This is a genomic window from Bacteroides thetaiotaomicron VPI-5482 (assembly GCF_000011065.1).
Classification (GTDB): Bacteria; Bacteroidota; Bacteroidia; order Bacteroidales; family Bacteroidaceae; genus Bacteroides; species Bacteroides thetaiotaomicron.
In genome coordinates, this window is sequence record NC_004663.1 from 3,369,414 (window position 1) to 3,391,258 (window position 21,845).

The following is a 21,845-nucleotide window of genomic DNA, read 5'->3' on the forward strand; positions in this document are numbered from 1 at the left end:
TGAATCAGAGTTTTACTACAGTTCCACCAGCAGCTTCAATAGCAGCAGCAGCACTCTTAGAGAATGCGTTAGCTTCTACTTCCAGCTTGTTAGTCAGAGCTCCGTTACCCAATACTTTAACCAATTGATTTGAAGAAATAAATCCTGCTTCAATAAAGTCGCTAATACCAACTTTTGTCAGATTCTTAGCATCTGCAAGCGTCTGAATTGTATCCAAGTTGATAGCCTTATATTCTACACGATTGATATTCTTAAAACCAAATTTAGGTACTCGACGTTGAAGAGGCATCTGACCACCTTCAAAGCCAACTTTCTTAGAGTATCCAGATCTTGATTTAGCTCCTTTATGACCTCTTGTAGAAGTACCACCCAAACCAGAACCGGCACCACGTCCTATTCTCTTTCTTGTCTTAGTAGATCCTTCTGCAGGTTTTAAATTACTTAAGTTCATATTGTAATTCGTTTTTTTATTCAACAAATAATTACTTAACAATGGCAACCAAGTGTTTTACTTTATCTACCATTCCAAGAATTGAAGAAGTGCTTTCGTGTTCAACCACGCGGTTCAGTTTGCGAAGTCCCAGTGCATCAAGAGTTCTTTTCTGATCAGCTGGAGCACCAATTCTACTTTTAACTTGTTTAATCTTTATAGTTGACATATCTCCTCCTTATCCTCTAAATACTTTTTCAACACTAATACCTCTGTTCTGAGCAATCATTCTTGCATCACGCATCTCACTCAAAGCTTCAATTGTAGCTTTAACAAGGTTGTGCGGATTTGAAGAACCTTTAGATTTTGCCAAAACGTCAGTAATACCAACACTTTCCAATACAGCACGCATAGCACCACCAGCTACTACACCGGTTCCGTGAGATGCAGGTTTGATGAATACTTCAGCACCACCAAACTTAGCTGATTGTTCATGAGGAACAGTACCTTTTAAAACAGGTACTTTCACCAGGTTCTTTTTAGCTGATTCTACGCCTTTAGCGATAGCAGCTGTTACTTCACCTGCTTTACCAAGTCCCCAACCGATAATACCTTCTTCGTTACCTACAACAACGATTGCAGAGAAACTAAAAGTTCTACCACCTTTGGTAACTTTAGTAACACGATTAATAGCAACCAATCTATCCTTCAGTTCTATATCGTTAGTAACCTTAACTCTATTATTAACTCCTGCCATAATGATTAAAATTTAAGTCCACCGTTACGAGCAGCATCAGCTACTTCTTTTACTCTCCCATGATACAAGTAACCATTACGGTCGAAAACAACAGTAGTTATACCTGCTTCCTGAGCCTTTTTAGCAATCATTTCACCAACTTTAGCAGCTTGTTCTTTCTTTGCGACTTTCTCAGCCATACCTAAAGAAGAAGCAGCAGCCAGTGTCTTACCAGAAAGATCATCGATAATCTGGACATAAATTTGCTTGTTACTTCTAAATACACTCATACGCGGACGTTCAGCAGTACCTGAAATCTTATTGCGTACTCTATATTTGATCTTAACTCGTCTTTCTATTTTTGTTGTCATAATAATCTAATTTTATATGATTTACTTAGCGCCGGCTGATTTACCAGACTTTCTACGAATTACTTCGCCAACAAACTTAATACCTTTACCCTTATATGGTTCAGGTTTACGGAAAGAACGTATTTTAGAGCAAACTTGACCAAGCAATTGTTTGTCACACGATTCCAATATAATAAGAGGGTTCTTATTTCTTTCAGACTTAGTTTCAACTTTCACCTCAGCAGGCAATTGAATGAAAATATTGTGTGTATAACCTAAAGCCAGTTCAATGATGTTACCTTGGTTAGAAGCACGGTAACCTACACCGACAAGTTCCAGTTCCTTTTTATATCCTTCAGACACGCCCACAACCATGTTATGAACTAAAGAACGATACAAACCGTGGAAAGCATGCTTTTGCTTCGGGTTATCAATCATTTCTTTTTCGTTTTCTGTTAAAGTCACGTGTCCGTCTTCAATGGCAACATTGATAGCAGGATTCACATATTGGCTAAGTTCGCCTTTGGGTCCCTTAACGGTAACCACATCATCCTTCAGAGTGACTGTCACTCCAGCAGGGATACTAATGGGTAATTTTCCTATTCTTGACATTGCTTATTCCTCCTAAATTAATATACGTAACACAAGACTTCACCACCGATTTTCAGTTCAGCAGCTTCTTTGTTAGTCATTACACCTTTGGAAGTAGATATTATAGCAATACCCAGCCCATTAATAACACGCGGCATATCTTTGTAACCAGTATACTTACGCATACCCGGAGAAGATACTCTTTCTAATTTTTTGATTGCGTTAACTTTGTTAACAGAATCATACTTCAAGGCAACCTTGATAGTTCCTTGAGGACCATCTTCTACAAACTTATAGTTAAGAATGTAGCCTTTTTCAAAAAGAATCTTAGTGATTTCTTTTTTCAAGTTCGAAGCGGGAACTTCTACAACTCTGTGCTTAGCACCAATTGCGTTCCGCAACCTCGTCAAATAATCTGCTATTGGATCAGTCATATAAAAATAAATTAAATTAATCAGGACTTCCCTGACAATATTTAAACAATAATTACCAGCTTGCTTTCTTTACGCCCGGGATCAGACCGTTAGATGCCATCTCACGGAACTGGATTCTTGAAATTCCGAACTGACGGATATAACCTTTTGGACGACCAGTCAGTTTGCAACGGTTGTGCATACGAATTGGATTTGAATTCTTAGGCAACTCTTGCAATTTCTGTGCAGCTTCAAAAGCATCGGCAGGTTCACCTGTTCTCACGATTTGTTTCAAAGCGGCTCTTTTCTCGGCGTATCTGGCTACTAATTTAGCACGCTTTACTTCACGTGCCTTCATTGATTCCTTTGCCATATTCTATTAATCTTTTTTAGCGTTTTTAAAAGGTAAACCGAATTCCTTCAACAAGGCATAACCTTCTTCATCTGTCTCCGCAGAGGTTACAAAGGTAATATTCATTCCGAGAATTCTTGTAATACTATCGATATTTATTTCAGGGAAAATGATTTGTTCCTGAATACCAAGGGTATAGTTACCTTTACCATCAAACTTACTTTCGATACCTTTGAAGTCACGAATACGAGGAAGAGCTACACGAACTAGTTTTTCCAAGAATTCATACATTCTCTCACGGCGCAAAGTTACCATAACGCCAATCGGCATTTTTTTACGTAACTTAAAGTTTGCGATATCTTTACGAGAAATGGTAGCTACGGCCTTCTGACCTGTGATAGCTGTCATTTCATTGATTGCTACTTCAATAATCTTCTTATCAGCAACAGCCATACCTAAACCTTGATTGATAACAATCTTCTTAAGTACGGGTACCTGCATCGTTGAAGAATACTGGAATTGTGATTTCAATGCAGGTGCAATACGATCTGCATATTCTTTCTTTAGGCTAGCAGTATTACTCATTACTAAATCTCCTCTCCTGATTTTTTAGAATAACGCACTAAAGTTCCTTCAGAACTCTTTCTTCTCCCAATACGCGTTGCTTTACCAGTTTTTGGATCAACCGGGTTCAAGTTTGAAATGTGGATAGAAGCTTCTTGCTTCACAATACCACCCTGCGGATTCTTTGCATTCGGCTTAGTGCTCTTAGATACCATATTGATACCCTCAACAATTGCACGACCTTCTTTAACAAGAACCTTCAATACACGACCAGTTTTGCCCTTATCTTCGCCAGCATTTACGTAAACTGTATCGCCTTTTTTAATATGTAATTTACTCATTACTCAAATCTTTTACAAAATTAAAGTACCTCAGGCGCAAGTGACACAACCTTCATGTTTGTAGCACGAAGTTCTCTTGCTACAGGACCGAAAATACGACTTCCTCTAATTTCACCTGCATTATTAAGCAACACGCAAGCATTATCATCAAAACGTATATAAGAACCATCAGGACGACGGATTTCTTTCTTCGTACGTACAATCAAAGCCTTTGATACTGCACCTTTTTTAACATCACTCGAAGGGATAACACTCTTTACGGAAACTACAATAACATCTCCTACTGAAGCGTAACGACGACCTGTGCCACCCAATACACGGATGCACAAAGCTTCTTTAGCTCCACTGTTATCACATACTGTAAGTCTGGATTCTACTTGTATCATAATTACTTAGCTCTTTCAATTATTTCTACTAATCTCCATCTTTTAGTCTTGCTCAAAGGACGAGTTTCCATGATGCGTACAGTATCACCGATATTGCATTCATTCTTTTCATCATGAGCATGGTACTTCTTCGTTTTACTAACGAACTTACCATATATAGGGTGTTTTTCTTTAAACTTGGCAGCAACTGTGATAGTTTTTTCCATCTTGTTGCTCAATACAACCCCTGTTCTTTCTTTTCTTAAATTTCTTGCTTCCATCAAGCTGATCATTTATTGTTAAGTTCTCTTTGGCGTAATTCTGTTTTCATACGCGCAATAGTCCTGCGTAATTGTTTGATTTGAGCAGGATTTTCCAAAGGAGAAATAGAATGATTGATAACCATCTGGTTATAATTAGCTGTTTCTGCCTCTACTCTTTCTACTAAATCATTAGTAGTCATTTCTTTAATTTCTGCAATTTTCATAAACCTTACGCATTTTGATTTTGAATATCATAATCACGTCTTACGACAAACTTCGTTGTAATAGGAAGCTTTTGAGCAGCTAAGCGCAATGCTTCTTTCGCGATTTCGTAAGATACTCCTTCAGCTTCAATAATGATTCTACCTGGAGTTACAGGAGCCACAAATCCCTCGGGAGCACCTTTACCTTTACCCATACGCACATCGGCAGGTTTTCTAGTAATTGGTTTATCCGGGAATATACGGATCCAGATCTGTCCTTGACGTTGCATATATCTTGTTACTGCAATACGAGCAGCTTCGATCTGACGGCCTGTAATCCATTTAGTTTCCAAAGCCTTAATGCCAAAAGAACCGAAAGCCAGCTGGTTACCTCTCTGGGCATTACCTTTTGCACGGCCTTTTTGTTGTCTTCTGAATTTTGTCTTTTTCGGTTGTAACATAGTTTCCTAAAATTCAAATTCGTTTAGCGATTATTTTTCTTTCTTTTGAAGTTCTTTCCGCCGTTGTTTCCACCATTGTTTCCACGACCACTTTCTTTGCTTTGTGTAAAGTTCGGAGCTAATTCTTTCTTACCAAACACTTCACCTCTACAAATCCAAACTTTGATACCTAAAAGACCCACTTTAGTCAATGCTTCAGCATGACAGTAGTCGATATCAGCTCTGAAAGTGTGCAACGGAGTTCTTCCTTCTTTATACATTTCAGAACGAGCCATTTCAGCTCCATTCAAACGTCCTGAAATCTGAATTTTGATACCTTCAGCACCCATACGCATTGTATTTGCGATAGCCATTTTAATGGCACGGCGGTAGGCAATTTTACCTTCTACCTGGCGAGCAATGTTGTTAGCAACAATTACAGCATCCAGTTCCGGTCTTTTCACTTCAAAGATATTAATCTGAATATCTTTGTCGGTAACCTTCTTCAACTCTTCTTTTAACTTATCAACTTCTTGGCCACCTTTACCGATGATAATACCCGGGCGAGCAGTGCAAACAGTAATAGTAACGAGCTTCAGCGTACGTTCAATTACGATTCTTGATACACTTGCCTTTGCAAGTCTTGCATTAAGATATTTACGGATTTTGCTATCTTCCAGCAAAGAATCACCGTAATCATTTCCACCATACCAGTTAGAATCCCATCCTCTGATAATTCCTAAACGGTTGCTTATTGGATTAACTTTTTGTCCCATCTACCTTAATTTTGATCTTCGTTATTACTTTTAGCACCAACGAACAATGTTACGTGATTTGAACGTTTGCGAATTCTATAACCTCTACCCTGCGGTGCCGGTCTCATTCTTTTGAGTGTAGCGCCACCATCAACAAAAATCTGCGTTACGAACAACTCGCCGCTTTCTGCTTTACGTTCGTTTTTCTGTTCCCAGTTAGCAATTGCAGAGCGAAGCAATTTTTCCACTCTTGCAGCAGCTTCTTTTGAAGAAAATTTCAAAACACCAAGTGCTCTGTTCACTTCCATACCACGAATCATATCAGCGACTAAGCGCATCTTACGTGGAGAAGTAGGAACATTTTGCAATTTAGCAAAATACATGGTCTTAAGGGCTTCTTTTCTTTTTTCAGCCGATATTTTTTTTCTTGCTCCCATTATATTTATTACTTTATTATTTCAAATAATTCCTGTTATCTTTTCTTGTTACCAGCGTGTCCTCTGAATGTACGAGTTGGAGCAAATTCGCCCAACTTGTGTCCTACCATATTTTCGGTAACATATACAGGAATAAATTTATTTCCATTGTGAACTGCAACTGTATGGCCTACAAAATCAGGCGAAATCATTGAAGCTCTGGCCCATGTCTTTACTACGACTTTTTTGCCAGATTCATTCATGGCAAAAATTCTCTTTTCAAGCTTTACGTTAATATATGGACCTTTTTTTAATGAACGACTCATAGTTTACTCAATTAATCAGATTACTTTTTTCTTCTCTCAATAATGTACTTAGACGATTGTTTCTTAGGAGCTCTAGTCTTAAGTCCCTTAGCGTACAATCCCTTACGAGATCTTGGATGTCCTCCGGAAGAACGTCCTTCACCACCACCCATCGGGTGATCAACCGGGTTCATTACAACACCACGGTTACGAGGACGACGACCTTGCCAACGAGAGCGTCCAGCCTTACCTGAGCGTTCCAATCCATGATCTGAGTTACCAACACTACCGATAGTAGCTTTACAAGTGCTAAGAATCTGTCTTACTTCACCTGAAGGCAATTTAATCACACAATACTTACCCTCACGAGAAGTTAACTGAGCAAAGTTTCCAGCTGATCTAACCAGAGCAGCACCCTGTCCCGGACGTAACTCAATATTGTGAATTACAGTACCAACCGGAATGTTCTGAAGGGGAAGAGTATTACCAATCTCTGGCGCTGCTGTTTCACCCGACATCAGAGTCGCACCAACTTGCAATCCATTGGGAGCAATAATATATCTTTTTTCTCCATCAGCGTAATATAACAAAGCGATACGAGCCGAACGATTCGGATCGTATTCAATTGTCTTAACCACTGCTGGTACACCGTCTTTGTTTCTCTTGAAATCAACAATTCTAATCACCTTTCTATGACCGCCACCAATGTAGCGCATAGTCATCTTACCTTCGTTGTTACGACCACCAGATGATTTCTTACCATATACAAGAGACTTTTCTGGTACTGATGCAGTAATTTCTTCGAAAGTACCAATAATTTTATGTCTTTGCCCCGGTGTTGTGGGCTTTAATTTACGTACTGCCATTTTTATTAAATATTACTATAAAAATCAATAGTATCTCCTTCTTTCAATGTTACGATTGCTTTTTTGAATGCATTCGTACGTCCATTGATGATACCTGCTTTAGTATAACGGCTTTTATTTTTGCCTGCATACTTCACTGTATTCACATCAACTACAGTAACATTATAAAGAGCTTCAACTTCCTTCTTAATTTCCAGTTTGTTAGCATCAGGACGTACAACAAAGCCAAAACGATTCAGCTTATCAGTGATTGCAGTCATTTTCTCTGTTACCAACGGTTTAATAATAATTCCCATTATTTAAGCCTCCTTTTTAAATTAAGATATTGTCAATAGCCTTCAGAGAGTTTTCTGTAAGCACAACAACCCCAGCATTCAATACTCTGTAAGTATTTAATCCTGAGACAGTCTGCACGTTTGCACCCTCTATGTTACGAGCTGACAAATATACGTTTTTATTTGCTTCCGGTAAAATTACAAGTAGCTTTTTATCGGAAACTTTAAGATTTTTTGTCATAGCAACGAAATCTTTTGTCTTAGGAGCTTCAAAAACGAAGTCTTCAACAACAATAAGCGCGTTGTTCTGAACTTTATAAGACAATGCTGACTTACGAGCCAATGTCTTAACTTTTTTATTTAACTTGAAGAAGTAGTCTCTTGGCTTCGGACCAAAAACACGAGCACCACCAACGAGCACCGGTGAATTCATATCACCACGACGTGCTCCACCACCACCTTTCTGGCGACCGATCTTACGAGTAGAGCCACTGATTTCACTTCTTTCTTTTGACTTATGAGTACCCTGACGCTGGTTGGCCATAAATTGCTTTACATCCAAATAGATAGCGTGGTCGTTGGGCTCAATTCCGAAGATAGATTCGTTTAACGTAACCTTTCTCCCAGTGTCTTCACCTTTAATGTTATATACGTTAACTTCCATTATTTCTCAATTATTACGATTGAACCTTTGCAACCCGGGATAGAACCTTTGATCAAAAGAAGGTTATGATCCGCGATTACTTTTAATACCTGCAAGTTTTGAACAGTAACTCTGTCACCACCGAGCTGTCCGCCCATGCGCATTCCTTTGAATACTTTAGCTGGATAAGAACAAGCACCGATAGAACCCGGCTTACGAGCACGGTTATGCTGACCGTGAGTAGCTTGACCTACACCACCGAAACCATGTCTCTTAACTACACCCTGGAAGCCTTTACCTTTAGAGGTTCCGACAACATCTACGAAGGTAGCGTCATTAAACATCTCTACAGTAATAGTATCACCCAGATTCAACTCTGTCTCAAATTCTTTGAACTCGGCCAAGTGTCTCTTCGGTGTTACTCCAGCTCTCTTAAAGTGACCCATCAACGGTTTAGTTGTATGTTTTTCCTTTTTGTCCTGAAAACCCAACTGAACAGCTGCATAGCCATCTTTTTCGACAGTTTTAACCTGAGTAACAACACAAGGACCTGCTTCGATAACAGTGCATGGTACATTCTTACCATCAGCACTGAAAACGGATGTCATTCCGATTTTTTTTCCTAATAATCCTGGCATTTCACTAATTTTTAATTATCAAACTTTAATTTCTACTTCCACACCACTCGGCAACTCAAGCTTCATAAGAGCATCTACTGTCTTAGCAGTTGAGCTATAGATGTCAATCAATCTCTTATAAGAAGAGAGTTCAAACTGTTCACGTGACTTCTTGTTAACGAAAGTCGAGCGGTTTACTGTAAAGATACGCTTGTGCGTAGGCAGAGGAATTGGACCACTAACAATAGCACCCGTAGCCTTTACGGTTCTTACAATCTTCTCAGCTGACTTGTCAACCAAGTTGTGGTCGTAAGATTTCAATTTAATTCTAATTTTCTGACTCATTATGGTTTTAAATTAATATATTTATAAATAAGATAAAGCGGCAGGCTAAGAGTCATTCGCTAGCCTGCTGCTTTTGATATTCTTCTAGAGTAAATCAGCACGTCCTTTAACTTCTTCCAATACTGCCTTAGCAATAGAGTTAGAAACTTGAGCGTGATGAGAATATACCATTGATGAAGTTGCGCGACCTGATGTAATAGTACGTAACGCTGTTACATAACCAAACATTTCAGCCAGTGGCACCATTGCTTTCACGATACGAGCACCGGAACGGCTAGATTCCATACCTTCAACCTGGCCACGACGCTTATTCAAGTCACCGATCACATCACCCATGTTTTCTTCCGGAGTAACAACCTCCAGTTTCATGATAGGCTCCATCAATACCGGACCTGCTTTAGCACATGCATTCTTATATGCCTGAATAGCACAGATTTCGAAAGACAACTGGTCAGAGTCAACCGGGTGGAATGAACCATCAATCAAAGTTACTTTCATTGAATCCAACGGATATCCGGCCAACACACCGTTCTTCATTGCGCTTGTGAAACCTTTCTGAACTGAAGGAATAAATTCTTTAGGAATATTACCACCCTTCACTTCATCGATAAACTGCAATCCGCCTTCTTTGAAATCTTCATCAACAGGACCGATCTTAACAATAATATCTGCAAACTTACCACGACCACCAGACTGTTTCTTATAAACTTCACGAAGATCAACTGTCTTAGTGATAGCTTCCTTATAATTAACCTGAGGTTTACCTTGGTTACATTCTACTTTAAATTCACGTTTCAAACGGTCAATAATGATATCCAAGTGCAACTCACCCATACCAGAGATTACAGTCTGTCCTGTTTGCTCATCAGTCTTAACTGTAAATGTCGGATCTTCTTCAGCGAGCTTAGCCAAACCGTTAGACAATTTATCCATGTCTTTCTGAGTTTTAGGCTCAACTGCAATACCGATTACCGGTTCTGGGAAGTCCATAGACTCTAATACGATCGGAGCTGTTTCATCACAAAGCGTATCACCAGTATGAATATCTTTAAAACCTACACCTGCACCAATATCACCAGCACCGATTACTTCAACCGGATTCTGCTTGTTTGAATGCATCTGGAACAGACGAGAAACACGTTCTTTCTTACCAGAGCGAGAATTATAGATATAAGAACCAGCTTCAATCTTACCCGAATATACACGGAAGAAAGTCAAACGACCTACATAAGGGTCAGTAGCAATCTTAAATGCCAAAGCTGATGTTTTCTCATCATCACTCGGTTTACGATCTTCTTCTGCACCTGTATTCGGATTTGTACCAATCACATTCTCAGTATCCAATGGAGAAGGCAAGAAAGCACAAACATAGTCCAACAATGTCTGAACACCCTTATTCTTAAATGAAGAGCCACACAACATTGGTACAACTGCCATCTGAACTGTTGCATTGCGAAGAGCTCTCAACACTTCTTCTTCTGTAATAGTAGAAGGATCGTCGAAATATTTCTCCATCAAAGCATCGTCAAACTCAGCTACCTTTTCAAGCATTTTATCTCTCCATTCATTTGCTTCATCAACGAGATCTGCCGGTATTTCTTCAACTGTATAGTCAGCCCCCATTGTTTCATCATGCCAATAGATAGCTTTCATTTTAATCAAGTCTACTAGACCTTTGAAGGTTTCCTCAGCGCCAATAGGAACAACGATTGGACAAGGATTAGCACCCAAAACAGCTTTCATCTGGCGTACAACCTCAAAGAAGTCAGCACCCGAACGGTCCATTTTGTTTACGTACGCAATACGTGGCACATTATACTTATCAGCTTGACGCCATACAGTTTCTGATTGAGGCTCTACACCACCTACTGCACAGTAAGCAGCCACAGCACCATCCAGAATACGTAACGAACGTTCTACTTCAGCAGTAAAGTCAACGTGTCCCGGAGTGTCAATCAAGTTGATTTTATAAGTATCACCAGCATATTTCCATCTTGTTGTTGTTGCAGCAGATGTAATAGTAATACCACGTTCTTGCTCCTGTTCCATCCAGTCCATTGTTGCAGCACCATCGTGTACCTCACCAATTTTGTGAGTCAATCCAGTGTAGAACAGGATACGTTCAGAAGTTGTTGTTTTTCCGGCATCAATGTGAGCCATGATACCGATATTACGAGTCAAATGTAAATCTGTCTTTGCCATTTTCTTATTCCTTTACTTTAAGTTTTTAATCTAAATCGGTTATATTCTTATAGTATTAGAATCTGAAATGGGCAAATGCACGGTTAGCTTCAGCCATTCTATGCATATCTTCTTTACGTTTGTATGCACCACCTTGTTCGTTAAAGGCATCCATGATTTCAGCAGCCAATTTGTCTGCCATAGATTTACCACCTCTTTTGCGAGCAAACAGAATCAAGTTTTTCATTGAAACCGATTCTTTACGATCAGGACGGATTTCAGTAGGAACCTGGAAGGTAGCACCACCTACACGACGAGATTTTACTTCTACTTGCGGAGTTACATTATCCAAAGCCTTTTTCCAAATTTCGAGAGCTGATTTTTCTTCGTTAGGAAGTTTTGCTTTCACTGTTTCCAGAGCGGCATAAAAGATTTCATAAGACGCATTCTTTTTACCATCATACATCAAATGGTTTACAAACTTAGAAACCTTTTGGTCATTAAAAACGGGATCCGGAAGGATTACGCGTTTTTTTGGTTTTGCTTTTCTCATTTGTTTGAAAAATAATGTTTTTGTTCTTGGTTGTCTACTTCTTGACTTCTTCAACTCTCCCACCGGAGAATTTACTCAACCTTTAGCATTTCCAACAAACTAAAACGTAAGTTATTACTTTAATTCTAATTAGGTTTTAATCCTTATTTTTTCTTAGCCGGCGCAGCTTGTCCTGGTTTCGGACGCTTAGCTCCGTATTTAGAGCGTCTTTGAGTACGACCAGCAACACCTGCAGTATCAAGTGTACCACGTACAATGTGGTAACGTACACCAGGAAGGTCTTTTACACGACCGCCACGTACCAAAACGATTGAGTGTTCCTGCAAATTGTGTCCTTCTCCCGGAATGTATGAGTTAACCTCTTTTTGGTTAGTCAAACGTACACGAGCTACTTTACGCATTGCAGAGTTCGGCTTCTTCGGAGTAGTAGTATATACTCTCACGCAAACGCCACGTCTTTGAGGACATGAATCCAAGGCTGGAGATTTACTTTTCTCCACCAGCACTTCGCGTCCTTTTCTTACTAATTGCTGAATTGTAGGCATTTTAATTGTTTTTTGATTTATATTATTGTTATATTAATTTCGTAACTATACATTTTGGGCTGCAAAAATACGAATAATATTTGAATATTCAATGCGCTACAACTTTTTTTTCTTTTTTAATGTTTTTATATCAACCTCATGCTTCGCCTTTTACAACACTTAGCGGAGGCATCGGTGACTCTTCAGAAATACGAATAGGCCCAAAAGCACGTTCATACTTTGCTATGTTATCCTCCAATGCCCGCAACAAGCGTTTTGCGTGTTCTGGAGCTACTATAATACGAGATTGCACTCCTGCTTTCGGCACTCCTGGCATAACCCGTACAAAGTCTAGAATAAACTCAGAGCTTGAATGAGTAATGATTGCAAGATTCGCATAAGTTCCTTGCGCTACTTCTTCTTTCAACTCGATCTGTAACTGGTTGTTATTTTGTTCTTCCATATTAAATAAGATAAAATGTTTTTTTGCAAAATAACAAAATTTTATCGAGATAAGAATGATACAGTCAGGTAAAAGAAACAAAAAAAGGAGCAACTGCCTGCTACAGCAATCGCTCCTTTTTCATATAGTCAATTGAATTGTATTATTCTACTTCATTGTAATCAAGTACTGTCTTCTTGTTCGCCAAGATACGATCATACTCTTCTTTTGAACCAACGATAATCTTTTCAAATTCACGCTGACCTGTACCTGCCGGAATTAAGTGACCGCAAATTACGTTTTCCTTCATTCCTTCAAGTTTATCTGTCTTGCCATTGATAGCAGCCTCATTCAACACCTTCGTTGTTTCCTGGAAGGATGCAGCTGACATAAAGCTTGAAGTCTGCAGTGCAGCACGCGTAATACCCTGAAGAATCTGAGTAGAAGTTGCAGCTACAGCATCACGTACCTCAACAGGTTTCAAGTCACGGCGCTTCAGCATACTGTTCTCATCACGCAACTTACGGGCAGTCACAATCTGTCCCGGCTGCATATTCTGAGAATCACCTGCATCAACAACCACTTTCTTACCCCAGATACGATCGTTTTCCTCCATAAACTCAAGCTTATCCACTACCTGTTGTTCCAAGAAGCGAGTATCACCCGGCTCATCGATCTGAACCTTACGCATCATCTGGCGAACGATAATCTCAAAATGCTTATCATTGATCTTCACACCCTGCAGACGGTATACATCCTGAACTTCATTCACAATATATTCCTGTACAGCCGTAGGACCTTTAATTGCCAGGATATCAGCCGGAGTAGTAGCACCGTCAGATAATGGAGTACCAGCACGCACATAGTCGTTCTCCTGAACCAGAATCTGTTTGGACAATGCAACAAGATACTTCTTCACTTCACCTGTTTTCGAAGTTACGATGATTTCACGGTTACCACGCTTGATCTTACCCATTGTAACCTCACCGTCAATTTCAGAAACGACAGCAGGATTAGACGGATTACGTGCTTCAAACAACTCAGTAACACGAGGAAGACCACCCGTGATGTCACCCGCCTTACCTACAGCACGCGGAATCTTCACGATTACTTCACCGGCTTTCACTTTCTGACCATTTTCAATAATCACGTGACCACCTACCGGTAAGTTATAAGTACGAATCAGATCACCGTCTTCTGTCAGGATATGAGCCGAAGGAACTTTCGTTTTATCCTTAGATTCAATAATGATGATTTCACGAAGACCGGTTGCTTCATCCGATTCCACTTTATAGGTAACATTCTCAATTACACCTTCGAATTCAATCTTACCAGTTGCTTCAGTTATAATAACGGCATTGAACGGGTCCCATTTAGCAATTAACTTACCCTTTTCAACCAGATCACCATCCGATACATATAATGTAGAACCATAAGGTACATTGTGCGTAGAAAGAACGATACCAGTATTTACGTCCACAAAACGAACTTCAGCCAAACGGCCTACCACTACTTTTGCAGCTTCACCCATTTCGTCTACGATATCTACCGTACGAAGTTCTTCAAATTCCAGACGAGCACTGTTCTTAGCCACAATACTTGCATTTGCCGCAATATTCGCAGCAGTACCACCAGCGTGGAATGTACGCAATGTCAACTGTGTACCCGGCTCACCGATTGACTGAGCAGCAATTACACCGACAGCCTCACCCTTCTGAACCATGCGGCTTGTTGCCAGGTTACGTCCGTAACACTTAGCACAAACACCCTTCTTCGCTTCACAAGTCAATACAGAACGGATTTCAACGCTTTCAATCGGAGAATCCTGAATCTTCTTAGCAACTTCTTCTGTGATTTCTTCACCACCGGCAACAAGCAATTCGCCTGTAGTAGGATGAATAATATCATGTACAGAAACACGACCTAAGATGCGTTCATACAGGGTAGCGATTACTTCATCGTTATTCTTCAAGTCTGTACAAACCAATCCACGAAGTGTACCGCAGTCTTCTTCCGTGATGATCACGTCGTGAGAAACGTCTACCAGACGACGAGTCAAATATCCGGCATCGGCAGTCTTCAAAGCGGTATCCGCCAAACCTTTACGGGCACCGTGAGTAGAGATAAAGTACTCCAACACAGAAAGTCCCTCTTTAAAGTTTGACAAGATCGGGTTTTCAATAATCTGACCACCTTCAGCACCAGCTTTCTGGAGCTTAGCCATCAAACCACGCATACCGGACAACTGACGAATCTGTTCTTTAGAACCACGGGCACCCGAATCCAGCATCATGTATACAGAGTTAAATCCTTGGTCATCCGAAGAAATAGTTTTCATCAAGATGTTAGACAACTCAGAGTTCACATGTGTCCAGATATCAATTACCTGATTATAACGTTCGTTGTTGGTAATGAAACCCATATTATAGTTGTTTACGACTTGTTCAACTTCGTCGTAACCTTTTTGTACCAATGTCTCTTTTTCTTTCGGGATAATAATATCACCCAAGTTGAATGACAAACCACCCTTAAAGGCCATTTGGTAACCTAAGTTCTTGATTCCATCCAAGAAGTCTGCAGCTTTAGCCACACCACAAACCTTGATTACATCACTAATGATATCACGAAGAGATTTCTTAGAAATAATCGTATTGATATAACCTGCTTCAGGAGGAACAATTTCATTAACAATCACACGTCCTACAGAAGTTTCACGCATAACGTCAACAATGTTACCATTTTCATCAACGTCTTTCACGATCACCTTTACCGGAGCATGAATATCTACCTTACCTTCATTATAAGCGATTAATGCTTCTTCCGGTCCGTAGAATGTAAGTCCTTCTCCCTTAGCACCAGCACGCAACTTGGTAATGTAATACAAACCAAGAACCATATCCTGTGCAGGCACAGTAATAGGCGCACCATTTGCCGGATTCAGGATATTATGTGACTGAAGCATCAACATCTGAGCTTCAAGAATTGCTTCGTTACTCAAAGGCAAGTGAACAGCCATCTGGTCACCGTCGAAGTCGGCGTTGAATGCCGTACATGCCAACGGGTGCAACTGGATAGCTTTACCTTCGATCATCTTCGGCTGGAATGCCTGGATACCCAAACGGTGCAATGTCGGAGCACGGTTCAACAGTACAGGATGTCCTTTCATTACGTGTTCCAGAATATCCCAGATCACCGCTTCCTTACGATCTACAATCTTCTTTGCAGATTTCACCGTCTTAACGATACCACGTTCAATGAGCTTACGGATAATAAACGGCTTATAAAGTTCGGCAGCCATCAATTTAGGAATACCGCACTCACCCATCTTCAGTTCCGGACCAACGACAATTACCGAACGTGCAGAGTAGTCAACACGTTTACCCAACAAGTTCTGACGGAAACGTCCTTGTTTACCTTTCAAGCTATCAGACAGTGATTTCAACGGACGGTTAGCATCCGTCTTCACTGCACTTGATTTACGTGAATTATCGAACAATGAGTCTACAGATTCCTGAAGCATACGTTTCTCATTACGCAAGATTACTTCCGGAGCTTTGATTTCGATCAATCTCTTCAGACGGTTGTTACGAATGATAACACGACGATAAAGGTCATTCAAGTCAGAAGTAGCAAAACGACCACCATCCAATGGAACCAATGGACGGAGTTCGGGCGGAATAACCGGTACGATACGTACAATCATCCATTCCGGCTTGTTACGTCCACGTGATGCACGGAACGATTCTACAACCTGCAGACGTTTCAATGCCTCATTCTTACGTTGCTGTGAAGCATCATTGCCTGCACGGTGACGCAATTCATAAGACAGAGCATCCAGATCCAAACGAGCCAGCAAATCATAGATTGCTTCAGCTCCCATCTTAGCGATGAACTTATTCGGATCATTATCCTCCAGATATTGATTGTCCTTCGGAAGTGTATCCAGAATATCCAGATATTCTTCTTCAGAAAGTAAATCATATTCGGCAATGCCATCTTCAGCCTTTACACCCGGCTGAATAACAACATAACGTTCGTAATATATAATCGAATCCAGCTTCTTTGTCGGCAGTCCGAGCAAATAACCGATCTTATTTGGAAGCGAACGGAAATACCAGATGTGTGCCACCGGCACCACCAACTGTATATGTCCCATACGTTCACGGCGTACTTTCTTTTCTGTAACTTCTACACCACAACGGTCGCAGACGATACCTTTATAACGGATACGCTTATATTTACCGCAATGGCATTCGTAATCCTTAATAGGACCAAAAATGCGCTCGCAGAACAAACCATCGCGTTCGGGTTTGTACGTACGGTAATTTATGGTTTCAGGCTTCAAAACTTCACCACTCGAATTCTCTAGGATTTCTTCCGGAGAAGCCAGACCAATTGAGATCTTCGAGAAATTGCTTTTCGTCTTATTTTCTTTTCTAAAAGCCATACTCTATATAATTGAGATTTGATAATTGAATCATTGGAAATTGAAGAAGATGCGAATGTCAACAGACCTTCATCGGCCTATTGACATCCTGCATTCTTTCATTATTTTATTCTAGGTTGATACTCAAACCTAAACCTCTCAACTCGTGTAACAATACGTTCAAGGATTCCGGAATACCGGGTTGCGGCATCGGTTCACCTTTCACAATTGCTTCATAAGCCTTAGAACGTCCTACTACGTCGTCAGACTTAATAGTCAAGATTTCCTGCAGGATATGAGCAGCACCGAAGCCTTCGAGTGCCCAAACCTCCATTTCTCCGAAACGCTGACCACCGAACTGTGCTTTACCACCAAGAGGTTGCTGAGTAATCAATGAGTACGGACCGATAGAACGAGCGTGCATCTTGTCTTCAACCATGTGCCCCAGCTTCAGCATATAAGTCACACCTACGGTTGCTGCCTGGTCAAATTGCTCACCTGTACCACCATCACAAAGATAAGTTTTACAGTAACGTGGCAATCCCGCTTTGTCTGTCCACTGATCCAAGTCGTCCATCGTAGCACCGTCAAAAATAGGAGTTGCAAATTTCACGCCCAAAGTTTTTCCGGCACGACCTAATACAGCTTCAAAAATCTGACCAATGTTCATACGAGAAGGCACACCCAACGGATTCAGTACAATGTCAACCGGAGTACCATCTGCCAAGAACGGCATATCTTCCTGACGCACAACACGTGACACGATACCCTTGTTACCGTGACGACCTGCCATCTTATCACCTACACCAATCTTACGTTTCTTAGCAATATATACTTTAGCCATCTGAATGATACCAGCCGGAAGTTCATCACCGATAGTGATAGCAAACTTCTTACGCTTCAATTCAGCATCCAGCTCTTTGTATTTCTTGATAAAGTTCATAACCAGATCACGAACCATACCATTAGTATGGTCATCACTAGTCCAGTTACTCAGCTGAATAGAAGTAAAGTCAAGTGAATCAAAATCAGAAGCACTGAACTTAGATCCCTTAGCAATAACTTCTGCTCCTAAGTAGTCTTTCACACCCTGAGAAACCTTGCCTTCAGTCAAAGTCATCAGTTTCTTAACCAGAATACGCTTCAAGTCTGCAACCTTTGATTCAAACTCATCGTCAATCTTAGGCAACAATGCTTTATCCGCCAGTTTAGAGCTACGGTTCTTGATTACACGTGAGAAAAGTTTCTTATCAATAACAACACCTTTCAAAGAAGGAGAAGCTTTTAAAGAAGCATCTTTCACATCACCTGCCTTATCACCGAAGATAGCACGAAGTAGTTTTTCTTCCGGAGAAGGATCAGATTCACCTTTCGGAGTAATCTTACCGATCATGATATCACCCGGTTCGATACGCGCACCGATTCTTACGATACCATTTTCATCCAGGTCTTTAGTAGCTTCCTCACTTACATTCGGAATATCAGAAGTCAATTCTTCCATACCACGCTTCGTTTCACGAACTTCCAGAGAGTATTCTTCTACGTGAACAGAAGTCAACAAGTCCTCGCGAACCACGCGTTCGTTCAATACGATAGCATCCTCATAGTTATATCCCTTCCATGGCATATAAGCAACCAACAGGTTTTTACCCAAAGCTAATTCACCCTTTTCGGTAGAATAACCTTCAGTCAGGATGTCACCCTTCTTCACGCGCTGACCTTTGTCACAAATCGGACGCAAGTCAATAGTCATGTTCTGGTTCGTCTTACGGAACTTCGGAATTCTATATTCTTTCAAAGCAGGCTCGAAGCTTACAAATTCTTCGTCCTCTGTACGGTCATACAAAATACGGATCGTAGTAGCATCAACGAAGTCAACAACACCATCGCCTTCTGCAGTAATCTGCGTGCGAGAGTCTCTCACTAACTGTCGTTCGATACCTGTACCTACAATCGGAGCTTCACTTCTCAACAAAGGAACTGCCTGGCGCATCATGTTTGATCCCATCAATGCACGGTTAGCATCATCATGTTCCAGGAACGGAATCAGTGAAGCAGCAATCGATGCAATCTGCTGAGGAGAAACGTCCATCAAATCTACTTCAGACGGTTCTACAACCGGGAAGTCAGCGTCCTGACGAGATTTAACTTTATTGCGAACAAATGTACCGTCATCATTCAACGGAGCATTACCCTGTGCAATAATCTTTTCTTCTTCTTCTTCAGCAGTCAGATAAACCAGACCATTATCGGAAAGATCCACTTTTCCGTTTTCCACCTTACGGTACGGAGTTTCAATGAATCCCAGCTCATTAATTTTAGCGAATACACACAAGGAAGAAATCAAACCGATATTCGGACCTTCAGGAGTCTCAATCGGACAAAGACGACCGTAGTGTGTATAGTGAACGTCACGAACCTCAAATCCGGCACGTTCACGAGAAAGACCACCAGGACCTAGGGCAGACATACGGCGCTTGTGCGTAATTTCAGCCAACGGGTTTGTCTGGTCCATGAACTGTGACAAAGCATTTGTTCCAAAAAAAGAATTGATCACAGAAGAAATAGTCTTCGCATTGATCAAATCAATCGGAGTAAATACTTCATTGTCACGAACGTTCATACGTTCACGAATCGTACGAGACATACGAGCCAAACCAACAGCAAACTGGTTAGAAAGCTGTTCACCTACTGTACGTACACGACGGTTGCTCAAGTGGTCAATATCATCCACATCTGCTTTTGAATTAATCAACTCAATCAGATATTTGATGATTTCAATGATATCTTCCTTCGTGAGGACACGCACGTCCATATCAGTCGTCAGATTCAGTTTCTTGTTGATTCTGTAACGACCTACATCACCAAGGTCATATCGTTTTTCTGAGAAGAACAAGTTGTTGATAACTTCACGTGCACTTGCATCATCGGCCGGATCAGCGTTACGCAATTGACGATAGATATACAACACAGCTTCTTTTTCCGAGTTACTCGGGTCCTTCTGCAGAGTATTATATATAATAGAGAAATCAGATTGATTCGGCTCGTCCTTATGCAAAAGGATGTTTTGAACTCCCGATTCCAGAATTTCATCAATATGTACTTCCTCCAGTACGGTTTCACGGTCGATAATAACCTCGTTACGTTCGATAGAAACCACTTCACCGGTATCTTCATCAACGAAATCTTCAATCCATGTTTTCAAAACACGTGCAGCTAACTTACGACCCAGAACTCTCTTCAGATTTGTTTTGTTTACCTTAACATCTTCTGCAAGGTTGAAAATCTCAAGAATATCCTTATCGTTCTCGAAACCAATCGCGCGTAACAAAGTAGTTACCGGCAATTTCTTCTTACGGTCGATGTATGCGTACATCACATTATTGATGTCGGTAGCAAACTCAATCCACGAACCTTTAAACGGAATAATACGAGCCGAGTAAAGTTTCGTACCATTGGCATGTACACTCTGACCGAAGAACACACCCGGAGAACGGTGAAGCTGTGACACAACTACACGTTCGGCACCGTTAATGACGAAAGTAGCCTTATCAGTCATGTAAGGGATCGGGCCGAGGAATACGTCCTGAATAACTGTATCAAAATCCTCGTGATCGGGGTCGGTACAGTACAGCTTAAGTTTCGCTTTCAAAGGAACACTATATGTGAGCCCACGCTCTATACAATCATCGATGGTATAGCGCGGCGGATCAATATAATAATCCAAAAACTCAAGAACAAAATTGTTTCTTGTATCGGCAATAGGGAAGTTTTCAGCAAATACTTTATACAAACCCTCATTCTTGCGCTTTTCAGGTGGGGTATCTAATTGTAGAAAGTCTTGGAATGACTTCAATTGTACTTCCAGGAAATCCGGATATTCAAGCGGATTCTTAGTCGAAGCAAAATTAACTCTTTGATTTACAGTATTTGAAGACATCTGTGAATGAATTTGGAGAACTTAATTTGAAATATATACACAAAAAGGTTAAGAATCCTCTTGCGAAGGATTCCTAACCGAATTACCTGATTACCAGGCTAATGTTATTTAAGTTCAACTTCAGCTCCAGCTTCTTCCAATGTTTTCTTCAATGATTCTGCTTCGTCTTTAGCCAAACCTTCTTTTACTACACTAGGAGCACCGTCTACCATGTCCTTAGCTTCTTTCAAGCCAAGACCACAAGCTTCCTTAACGGCCTTAACAACCTGAAGTTTAGCTGCACCAGCGCTCTTCAATACTACGTCGAAAGAAGTTTTTTCTTCTACAGCAGCAGCACCAGCTGCAGGACCAGCAGCAACAGCAACAGCTGCAGCAGCAGGTTCAATACCGTATTCTTCTTTAAGGATAGTTGCAAGTTCATTAACTTCTTTTACTGTCAAGTTAACTAATTGTTCTGCAAAAGCTTTCAAATCTGCCATTTTTTGTATGATTTTAATTGTTTAAATACT

Annotated in this window: 28 protein-coding genes; all 28 read right to left on the reverse strand. The window is 40.6% G+C overall.

The features are described 5' to 3' along the window. Positions 1-4: 4 nt before the first annotated feature. Positions 5-451 (reverse strand): 50S ribosomal protein L15, encoded by a 447-nt coding sequence (rplO, locus tag BT_RS13690; RefSeq protein ID WP_008762046.1) that lies wholly within the window; start codon positions 449-451, stop codon positions 5-7. Positions 452-482: 31 nt separating this feature from the next. Beyond that, positions 483-659: a 50S ribosomal protein L30 gene (gene rpmD / locus BT_RS13695; protein ID WP_011108454.1), complete on the reverse strand. Its 177-nt coding sequence runs from the start codon at positions 657-659 to the stop codon at positions 483-485. Positions 660-668: 9 nt separating this feature from the next. Further along, the gene (rpsE, locus tag BT_RS13700) at positions 669-1,187 is read right to left on the reverse strand and encodes a 30S ribosomal protein S5 (protein WP_008762045.1); all 519 of its coding nucleotides are present in this window, start codon (positions 1,185-1,187) and stop codon (positions 669-671) included. A 5-nt stretch (positions 1,188-1,192) separates the two neighbouring features. After that, a complete protein-coding gene (rplR, locus tag BT_RS13705) occupies positions 1,193-1,537 on the reverse strand; it encodes a 50S ribosomal protein L18 (protein WP_008765430.1) in 345 nt (114 codons plus the stop codon). 21 nt (positions 1,538-1,558) lie between these two features. Further along, a complete protein-coding gene (gene rplF / locus BT_RS13710; RefSeq protein WP_008765429.1) occupies positions 1,559-2,128 on the reverse strand; it encodes a 50S ribosomal protein L6 in 570 nt (189 codons plus the stop codon). Between the two features lie 17 nt (positions 2,129-2,145). Further along, positions 2,146-2,541, reverse strand: a complete 396-nt coding sequence (gene rpsH, locus BT_RS13715) for a 30S ribosomal protein S8 (protein ID WP_008762043.1) — start codon at positions 2,539-2,541, stop codon at positions 2,146-2,148. Between the two features lie 52 nt (positions 2,542-2,593). Continuing rightward, a complete protein-coding gene (gene rpsN, locus BT_RS13720) occupies positions 2,594-2,893 on the reverse strand; it encodes a 30S ribosomal protein S14 (RefSeq protein WP_008762042.1) in 300 nt (99 codons plus the stop codon). A gap of 6 nt (positions 2,894-2,899) precedes the next feature. After that, positions 2,900-3,457, reverse strand: a complete 558-nt coding sequence (gene rplE / locus BT_RS13725; protein WP_005675434.1) for a 50S ribosomal protein L5 — start codon at positions 3,455-3,457, stop codon at positions 2,900-2,902. Positions 3,458-3,459: 2 nt separating this feature from the next. Next, entirely contained in the window at positions 3,460-3,777 is a 318-nt protein-coding gene (gene rplX, locus BT_RS13730; RefSeq protein WP_008762041.1) for a 50S ribosomal protein L24, read from the reverse strand. A gap of 20 nt (positions 3,778-3,797) precedes the next feature. Then, complete coding sequence (gene rplN, locus BT_RS13735; protein WP_004296340.1) at positions 3,798-4,163, reverse strand: 50S ribosomal protein L14; 366 nt, start codon at positions 4,161-4,163, stop codon at positions 3,798-3,800. A gap of 2 nt (positions 4,164-4,165) precedes the next feature. Continuing rightward, complete coding sequence (gene rpsQ, locus BT_RS13740) at positions 4,166-4,435, reverse strand: 30S ribosomal protein S17 (RefSeq protein WP_008762040.1); 270 nt, start codon at positions 4,433-4,435, stop codon at positions 4,166-4,168. Next, complete coding sequence (gene rpmC / locus BT_RS13745) at positions 4,432-4,629, reverse strand: 50S ribosomal protein L29 (protein ID WP_008762039.1); 198 nt, start codon at positions 4,627-4,629, stop codon at positions 4,432-4,434. Before rpmC ends, rpsQ begins: the two co-directional genes overlap by 4 nt. A gap of 5 nt (positions 4,630-4,634) precedes the next feature. Next, the gene (gene rplP, locus BT_RS13750; RefSeq protein ID WP_002558067.1) at positions 4,635-5,069 is read right to left on the reverse strand and encodes a 50S ribosomal protein L16; all 435 of its coding nucleotides are present in this window, start codon (positions 5,067-5,069) and stop codon (positions 4,635-4,637) included. Between the two features lie 23 nt (positions 5,070-5,092). After that, a complete protein-coding gene (rpsC, locus tag BT_RS13755; protein ID WP_008762038.1) occupies positions 5,093-5,824 on the reverse strand; it encodes a 30S ribosomal protein S3 in 732 nt (243 codons plus the stop codon). Between the two features lie 5 nt (positions 5,825-5,829). Then, the gene (gene rplV / locus BT_RS13760; protein WP_004296344.1) at positions 5,830-6,240 is read right to left on the reverse strand and encodes a 50S ribosomal protein L22; all 411 of its coding nucleotides are present in this window, start codon (positions 6,238-6,240) and stop codon (positions 5,830-5,832) included. Positions 6,241-6,275: 35 nt separating this feature from the next. Then, entirely contained in the window at positions 6,276-6,545 is a 270-nt protein-coding gene (gene rpsS, locus BT_RS13765; RefSeq protein WP_008762037.1) for a 30S ribosomal protein S19, read from the reverse strand. 20 nt (positions 6,546-6,565) lie between these two features. Next, positions 6,566-7,390, reverse strand: coding sequence for a 50S ribosomal protein L2 (gene rplB, locus BT_RS13770; protein ID WP_008765427.1), 825 nt, complete (start codon positions 7,388-7,390; stop codon positions 6,566-6,568). A 5-nt stretch (positions 7,391-7,395) separates the two neighbouring features. Continuing rightward, positions 7,396-7,686, reverse strand: coding sequence for a 50S ribosomal protein L23 (gene rplW, locus BT_RS13775; RefSeq protein ID WP_007747932.1), 291 nt, complete (start codon positions 7,684-7,686; stop codon positions 7,396-7,398). 16 nt (positions 7,687-7,702) lie between these two features. Continuing rightward, the gene (gene rplD / locus BT_RS13780; protein WP_008762035.1) at positions 7,703-8,329 is read right to left on the reverse strand and encodes a 50S ribosomal protein L4; all 627 of its coding nucleotides are present in this window, start codon (positions 8,327-8,329) and stop codon (positions 7,703-7,705) included. After that, the gene (gene rplC / locus BT_RS13785) at positions 8,329-8,946 is read right to left on the reverse strand and encodes a 50S ribosomal protein L3 (protein ID WP_008762034.1); all 618 of its coding nucleotides are present in this window, start codon (positions 8,944-8,946) and stop codon (positions 8,329-8,331) included. Before rplC ends, rplD begins: the two co-directional genes overlap by 1 nt. 18 nt (positions 8,947-8,964) lie before the next feature. Further along, the gene (gene rpsJ / locus BT_RS13790) at positions 8,965-9,270 is read right to left on the reverse strand and encodes a 30S ribosomal protein S10 (RefSeq protein WP_002558075.1); all 306 of its coding nucleotides are present in this window, start codon (positions 9,268-9,270) and stop codon (positions 8,965-8,967) included. A gap of 84 nt (positions 9,271-9,354) precedes the next feature. Then, positions 9,355-11,472 carry an elongation factor G gene (gene fusA, locus BT_RS13795; RefSeq protein WP_008762033.1) on the reverse strand — a complete coding sequence of 706 codons (2,118 nt, stop codon included), beginning with the start codon at positions 11,470-11,472 and terminating at the stop codon, positions 9,355-9,357. Positions 11,473-11,527: 55 nt separating this feature from the next. Further along, complete coding sequence (gene rpsG / locus BT_RS13800) at positions 11,528-12,004, reverse strand: 30S ribosomal protein S7 (RefSeq protein ID WP_008762032.1); 477 nt, start codon at positions 12,002-12,004, stop codon at positions 11,528-11,530. A gap of 143 nt (positions 12,005-12,147) precedes the next feature. Continuing rightward, on the reverse strand, positions 12,148-12,549 hold the full coding sequence (gene rpsL / locus BT_RS13805) for a 30S ribosomal protein S12 (protein ID WP_005675419.1): 402 nt from the start codon (positions 12,547-12,549) through the stop codon (positions 12,148-12,150). A gap of 136 nt (positions 12,550-12,685) precedes the next feature. Next, positions 12,686-12,991, reverse strand: a complete 306-nt coding sequence (locus tag BT_RS13810; RefSeq protein ID WP_008762031.1) for a DUF3467 domain-containing protein — start codon at positions 12,989-12,991, stop codon at positions 12,686-12,688. A 142-nt stretch (positions 12,992-13,133) separates the two neighbouring features. Further along, on the reverse strand, positions 13,134-17,417 hold the full coding sequence (gene rpoC, locus BT_RS13815; RefSeq protein WP_011108455.1) for a DNA-directed RNA polymerase subunit beta': 4,284 nt from the start codon (positions 17,415-17,417) through the stop codon (positions 13,134-13,136). 106 nt (positions 17,418-17,523) lie between these two features. Further along, positions 17,524-21,336, reverse strand: a complete 3,813-nt coding sequence (rpoB, locus tag BT_RS13820; RefSeq protein WP_008762029.1) for a DNA-directed RNA polymerase subunit beta — start codon at positions 21,334-21,336, stop codon at positions 17,524-17,526. Positions 21,337-21,440: 104 nt separating this feature from the next. Further along, on the reverse strand, positions 21,441-21,815 hold the full coding sequence (rplL, locus tag BT_RS13825) for a 50S ribosomal protein L7/L12 (RefSeq protein WP_002558082.1): 375 nt from the start codon (positions 21,813-21,815) through the stop codon (positions 21,441-21,443). Positions 21,816-21,845: the final 30 nt, after the last annotated feature.

Excerpts from the sequence above, each read along its gene's own strand:
- rplO (WP_008762046.1), bottom strand. The coding sequence starts at position 451 with ATGAACTTAAGTAATTTAAAACCTGCAGAAGGATCTACTAAGACAAGA.
- rpmD (WP_011108454.1), bottom strand. The coding sequence starts at position 659 with ATGTCAACTATAAAGATTAAACAAGTTAAAAGTAGAATTGGTGCTCCA.
- rpsE (WP_008762045.1), bottom strand. The coding sequence starts at position 1,187 with ATGGCAGGAGTTAATAATAGAGTTAAGGTTACTAACGATATAGAACTG.
- rplR (WP_008765430.1), bottom strand. The coding sequence starts at position 1,537 with ATGACAACAAAAATAGAAAGACGAGTTAAGATCAAATATAGAGTACGC.
- rplF (WP_008765429.1), bottom strand. The coding sequence starts at position 2,128 with ATGTCAAGAATAGGAAAATTACCCATTAGTATCCCTGCTGGAGTGACA.
- rpsH (WP_008762043.1), bottom strand. The coding sequence starts at position 2,541 with ATGACTGATCCAATAGCAGATTATTTGACGAGGTTGCGGAACGCAATT.
- rpsN (WP_008762042.1), bottom strand. The coding sequence starts at position 2,893 with ATGGCAAAGGAATCAATGAAGGCACGTGAAGTAAAGCGTGCTAAATTA.
- rplE (WP_005675434.1), bottom strand. The coding sequence starts at position 3,457 with ATGAGTAATACTGCTAGCCTAAAGAAAGAATATGCAGATCGTATTGCA.
- rplX (WP_008762041.1), bottom strand. The coding sequence starts at position 3,777 with ATGAGTAAATTACATATTAAAAAAGGCGATACAGTTTACGTAAATGCT.
- rplN (WP_004296340.1), bottom strand. The coding sequence starts at position 4,163 with ATGATACAAGTAGAATCCAGACTTACAGTATGTGATAACAGTGGAGCT.
- rpsQ (WP_008762040.1), bottom strand. The coding sequence starts at position 4,435 with ATGATCAGCTTGATGGAAGCAAGAAATTTAAGAAAAGAAAGAACAGGG.
- rpmC (WP_008762039.1), bottom strand. The coding sequence starts at position 4,629 with ATGAAAATTGCAGAAATTAAAGAAATGACTACTAATGATTTAGTAGAA.
- rplP (WP_002558067.1), bottom strand. The coding sequence starts at position 5,069 with ATGTTACAACCGAAAAAGACAAAATTCAGAAGACAACAAAAAGGCCGT.
- rpsC (WP_008762038.1), bottom strand. The coding sequence starts at position 5,824 with ATGGGACAAAAAGTTAATCCAATAAGCAACCGTTTAGGAATTATCAGA.
- rplV (WP_004296344.1), bottom strand. The coding sequence starts at position 6,240 with ATGGGAGCAAGAAAAAAAATATCGGCTGAAAAAAGAAAAGAAGCCCTT.
- rpsS (WP_008762037.1), bottom strand. The coding sequence starts at position 6,545 with ATGAGTCGTTCATTAAAAAAAGGTCCATATATTAACGTAAAGCTTGAA.
- rplB (WP_008765427.1), bottom strand. The coding sequence starts at position 7,390 with ATGGCAGTACGTAAATTAAAGCCCACAACACCGGGGCAAAGACATAAA.
- rplW (WP_007747932.1), bottom strand. The coding sequence starts at position 7,686 with ATGGGAATTATTATTAAACCGTTGGTAACAGAGAAAATGACTGCAATC.
- rplD (WP_008762035.1), bottom strand. The coding sequence starts at position 8,329 with ATGGAAGTTAACGTATATAACATTAAAGGTGAAGACACTGGGAGAAAG.
- rplC (WP_008762034.1), bottom strand. The coding sequence starts at position 8,946 with ATGCCAGGATTATTAGGAAAAAAAATCGGAATGACATCCGTTTTCAGT.
- rpsJ (WP_002558075.1), bottom strand. The coding sequence starts at position 9,270 with ATGAGTCAGAAAATTAGAATTAAATTGAAATCTTACGACCACAACTTG.
- fusA (WP_008762033.1), bottom strand. The coding sequence starts at position 11,472 with ATGGCAAAGACAGATTTACATTTGACTCGTAATATCGGTATCATGGCT.
- rpsG (WP_008762032.1), bottom strand. The coding sequence starts at position 12,004 with ATGAGAAAAGCAAAACCAAAAAAACGCGTAATCCTTCCGGATCCCGTT.
- rpsL (WP_005675419.1), bottom strand. The coding sequence starts at position 12,549 with ATGCCTACAATTCAGCAATTAGTAAGAAAAGGACGCGAAGTGCTGGTG.
- BT_RS13810 (WP_008762031.1), bottom strand. The coding sequence starts at position 12,991 with ATGGAAGAACAAAATAACAACCAGTTACAGATCGAGTTGAAAGAAGAA.
- rpoC (WP_011108455.1), bottom strand. The coding sequence starts at position 17,417 with ATGGCTTTTAGAAAAGAAAATAAGACGAAAAGCAATTTCTCGAAGATC.
- rpoB (WP_008762029.1), bottom strand. The coding sequence starts at position 21,336 with ATGTCTTCAAATACTGTAAATCAAAGAGTTAATTTTGCTTCGACTAAG.
- rplL (WP_002558082.1), bottom strand. The coding sequence starts at position 21,815 with ATGGCAGATTTGAAAGCTTTTGCAGAACAATTAGTTAACTTGACAGTA.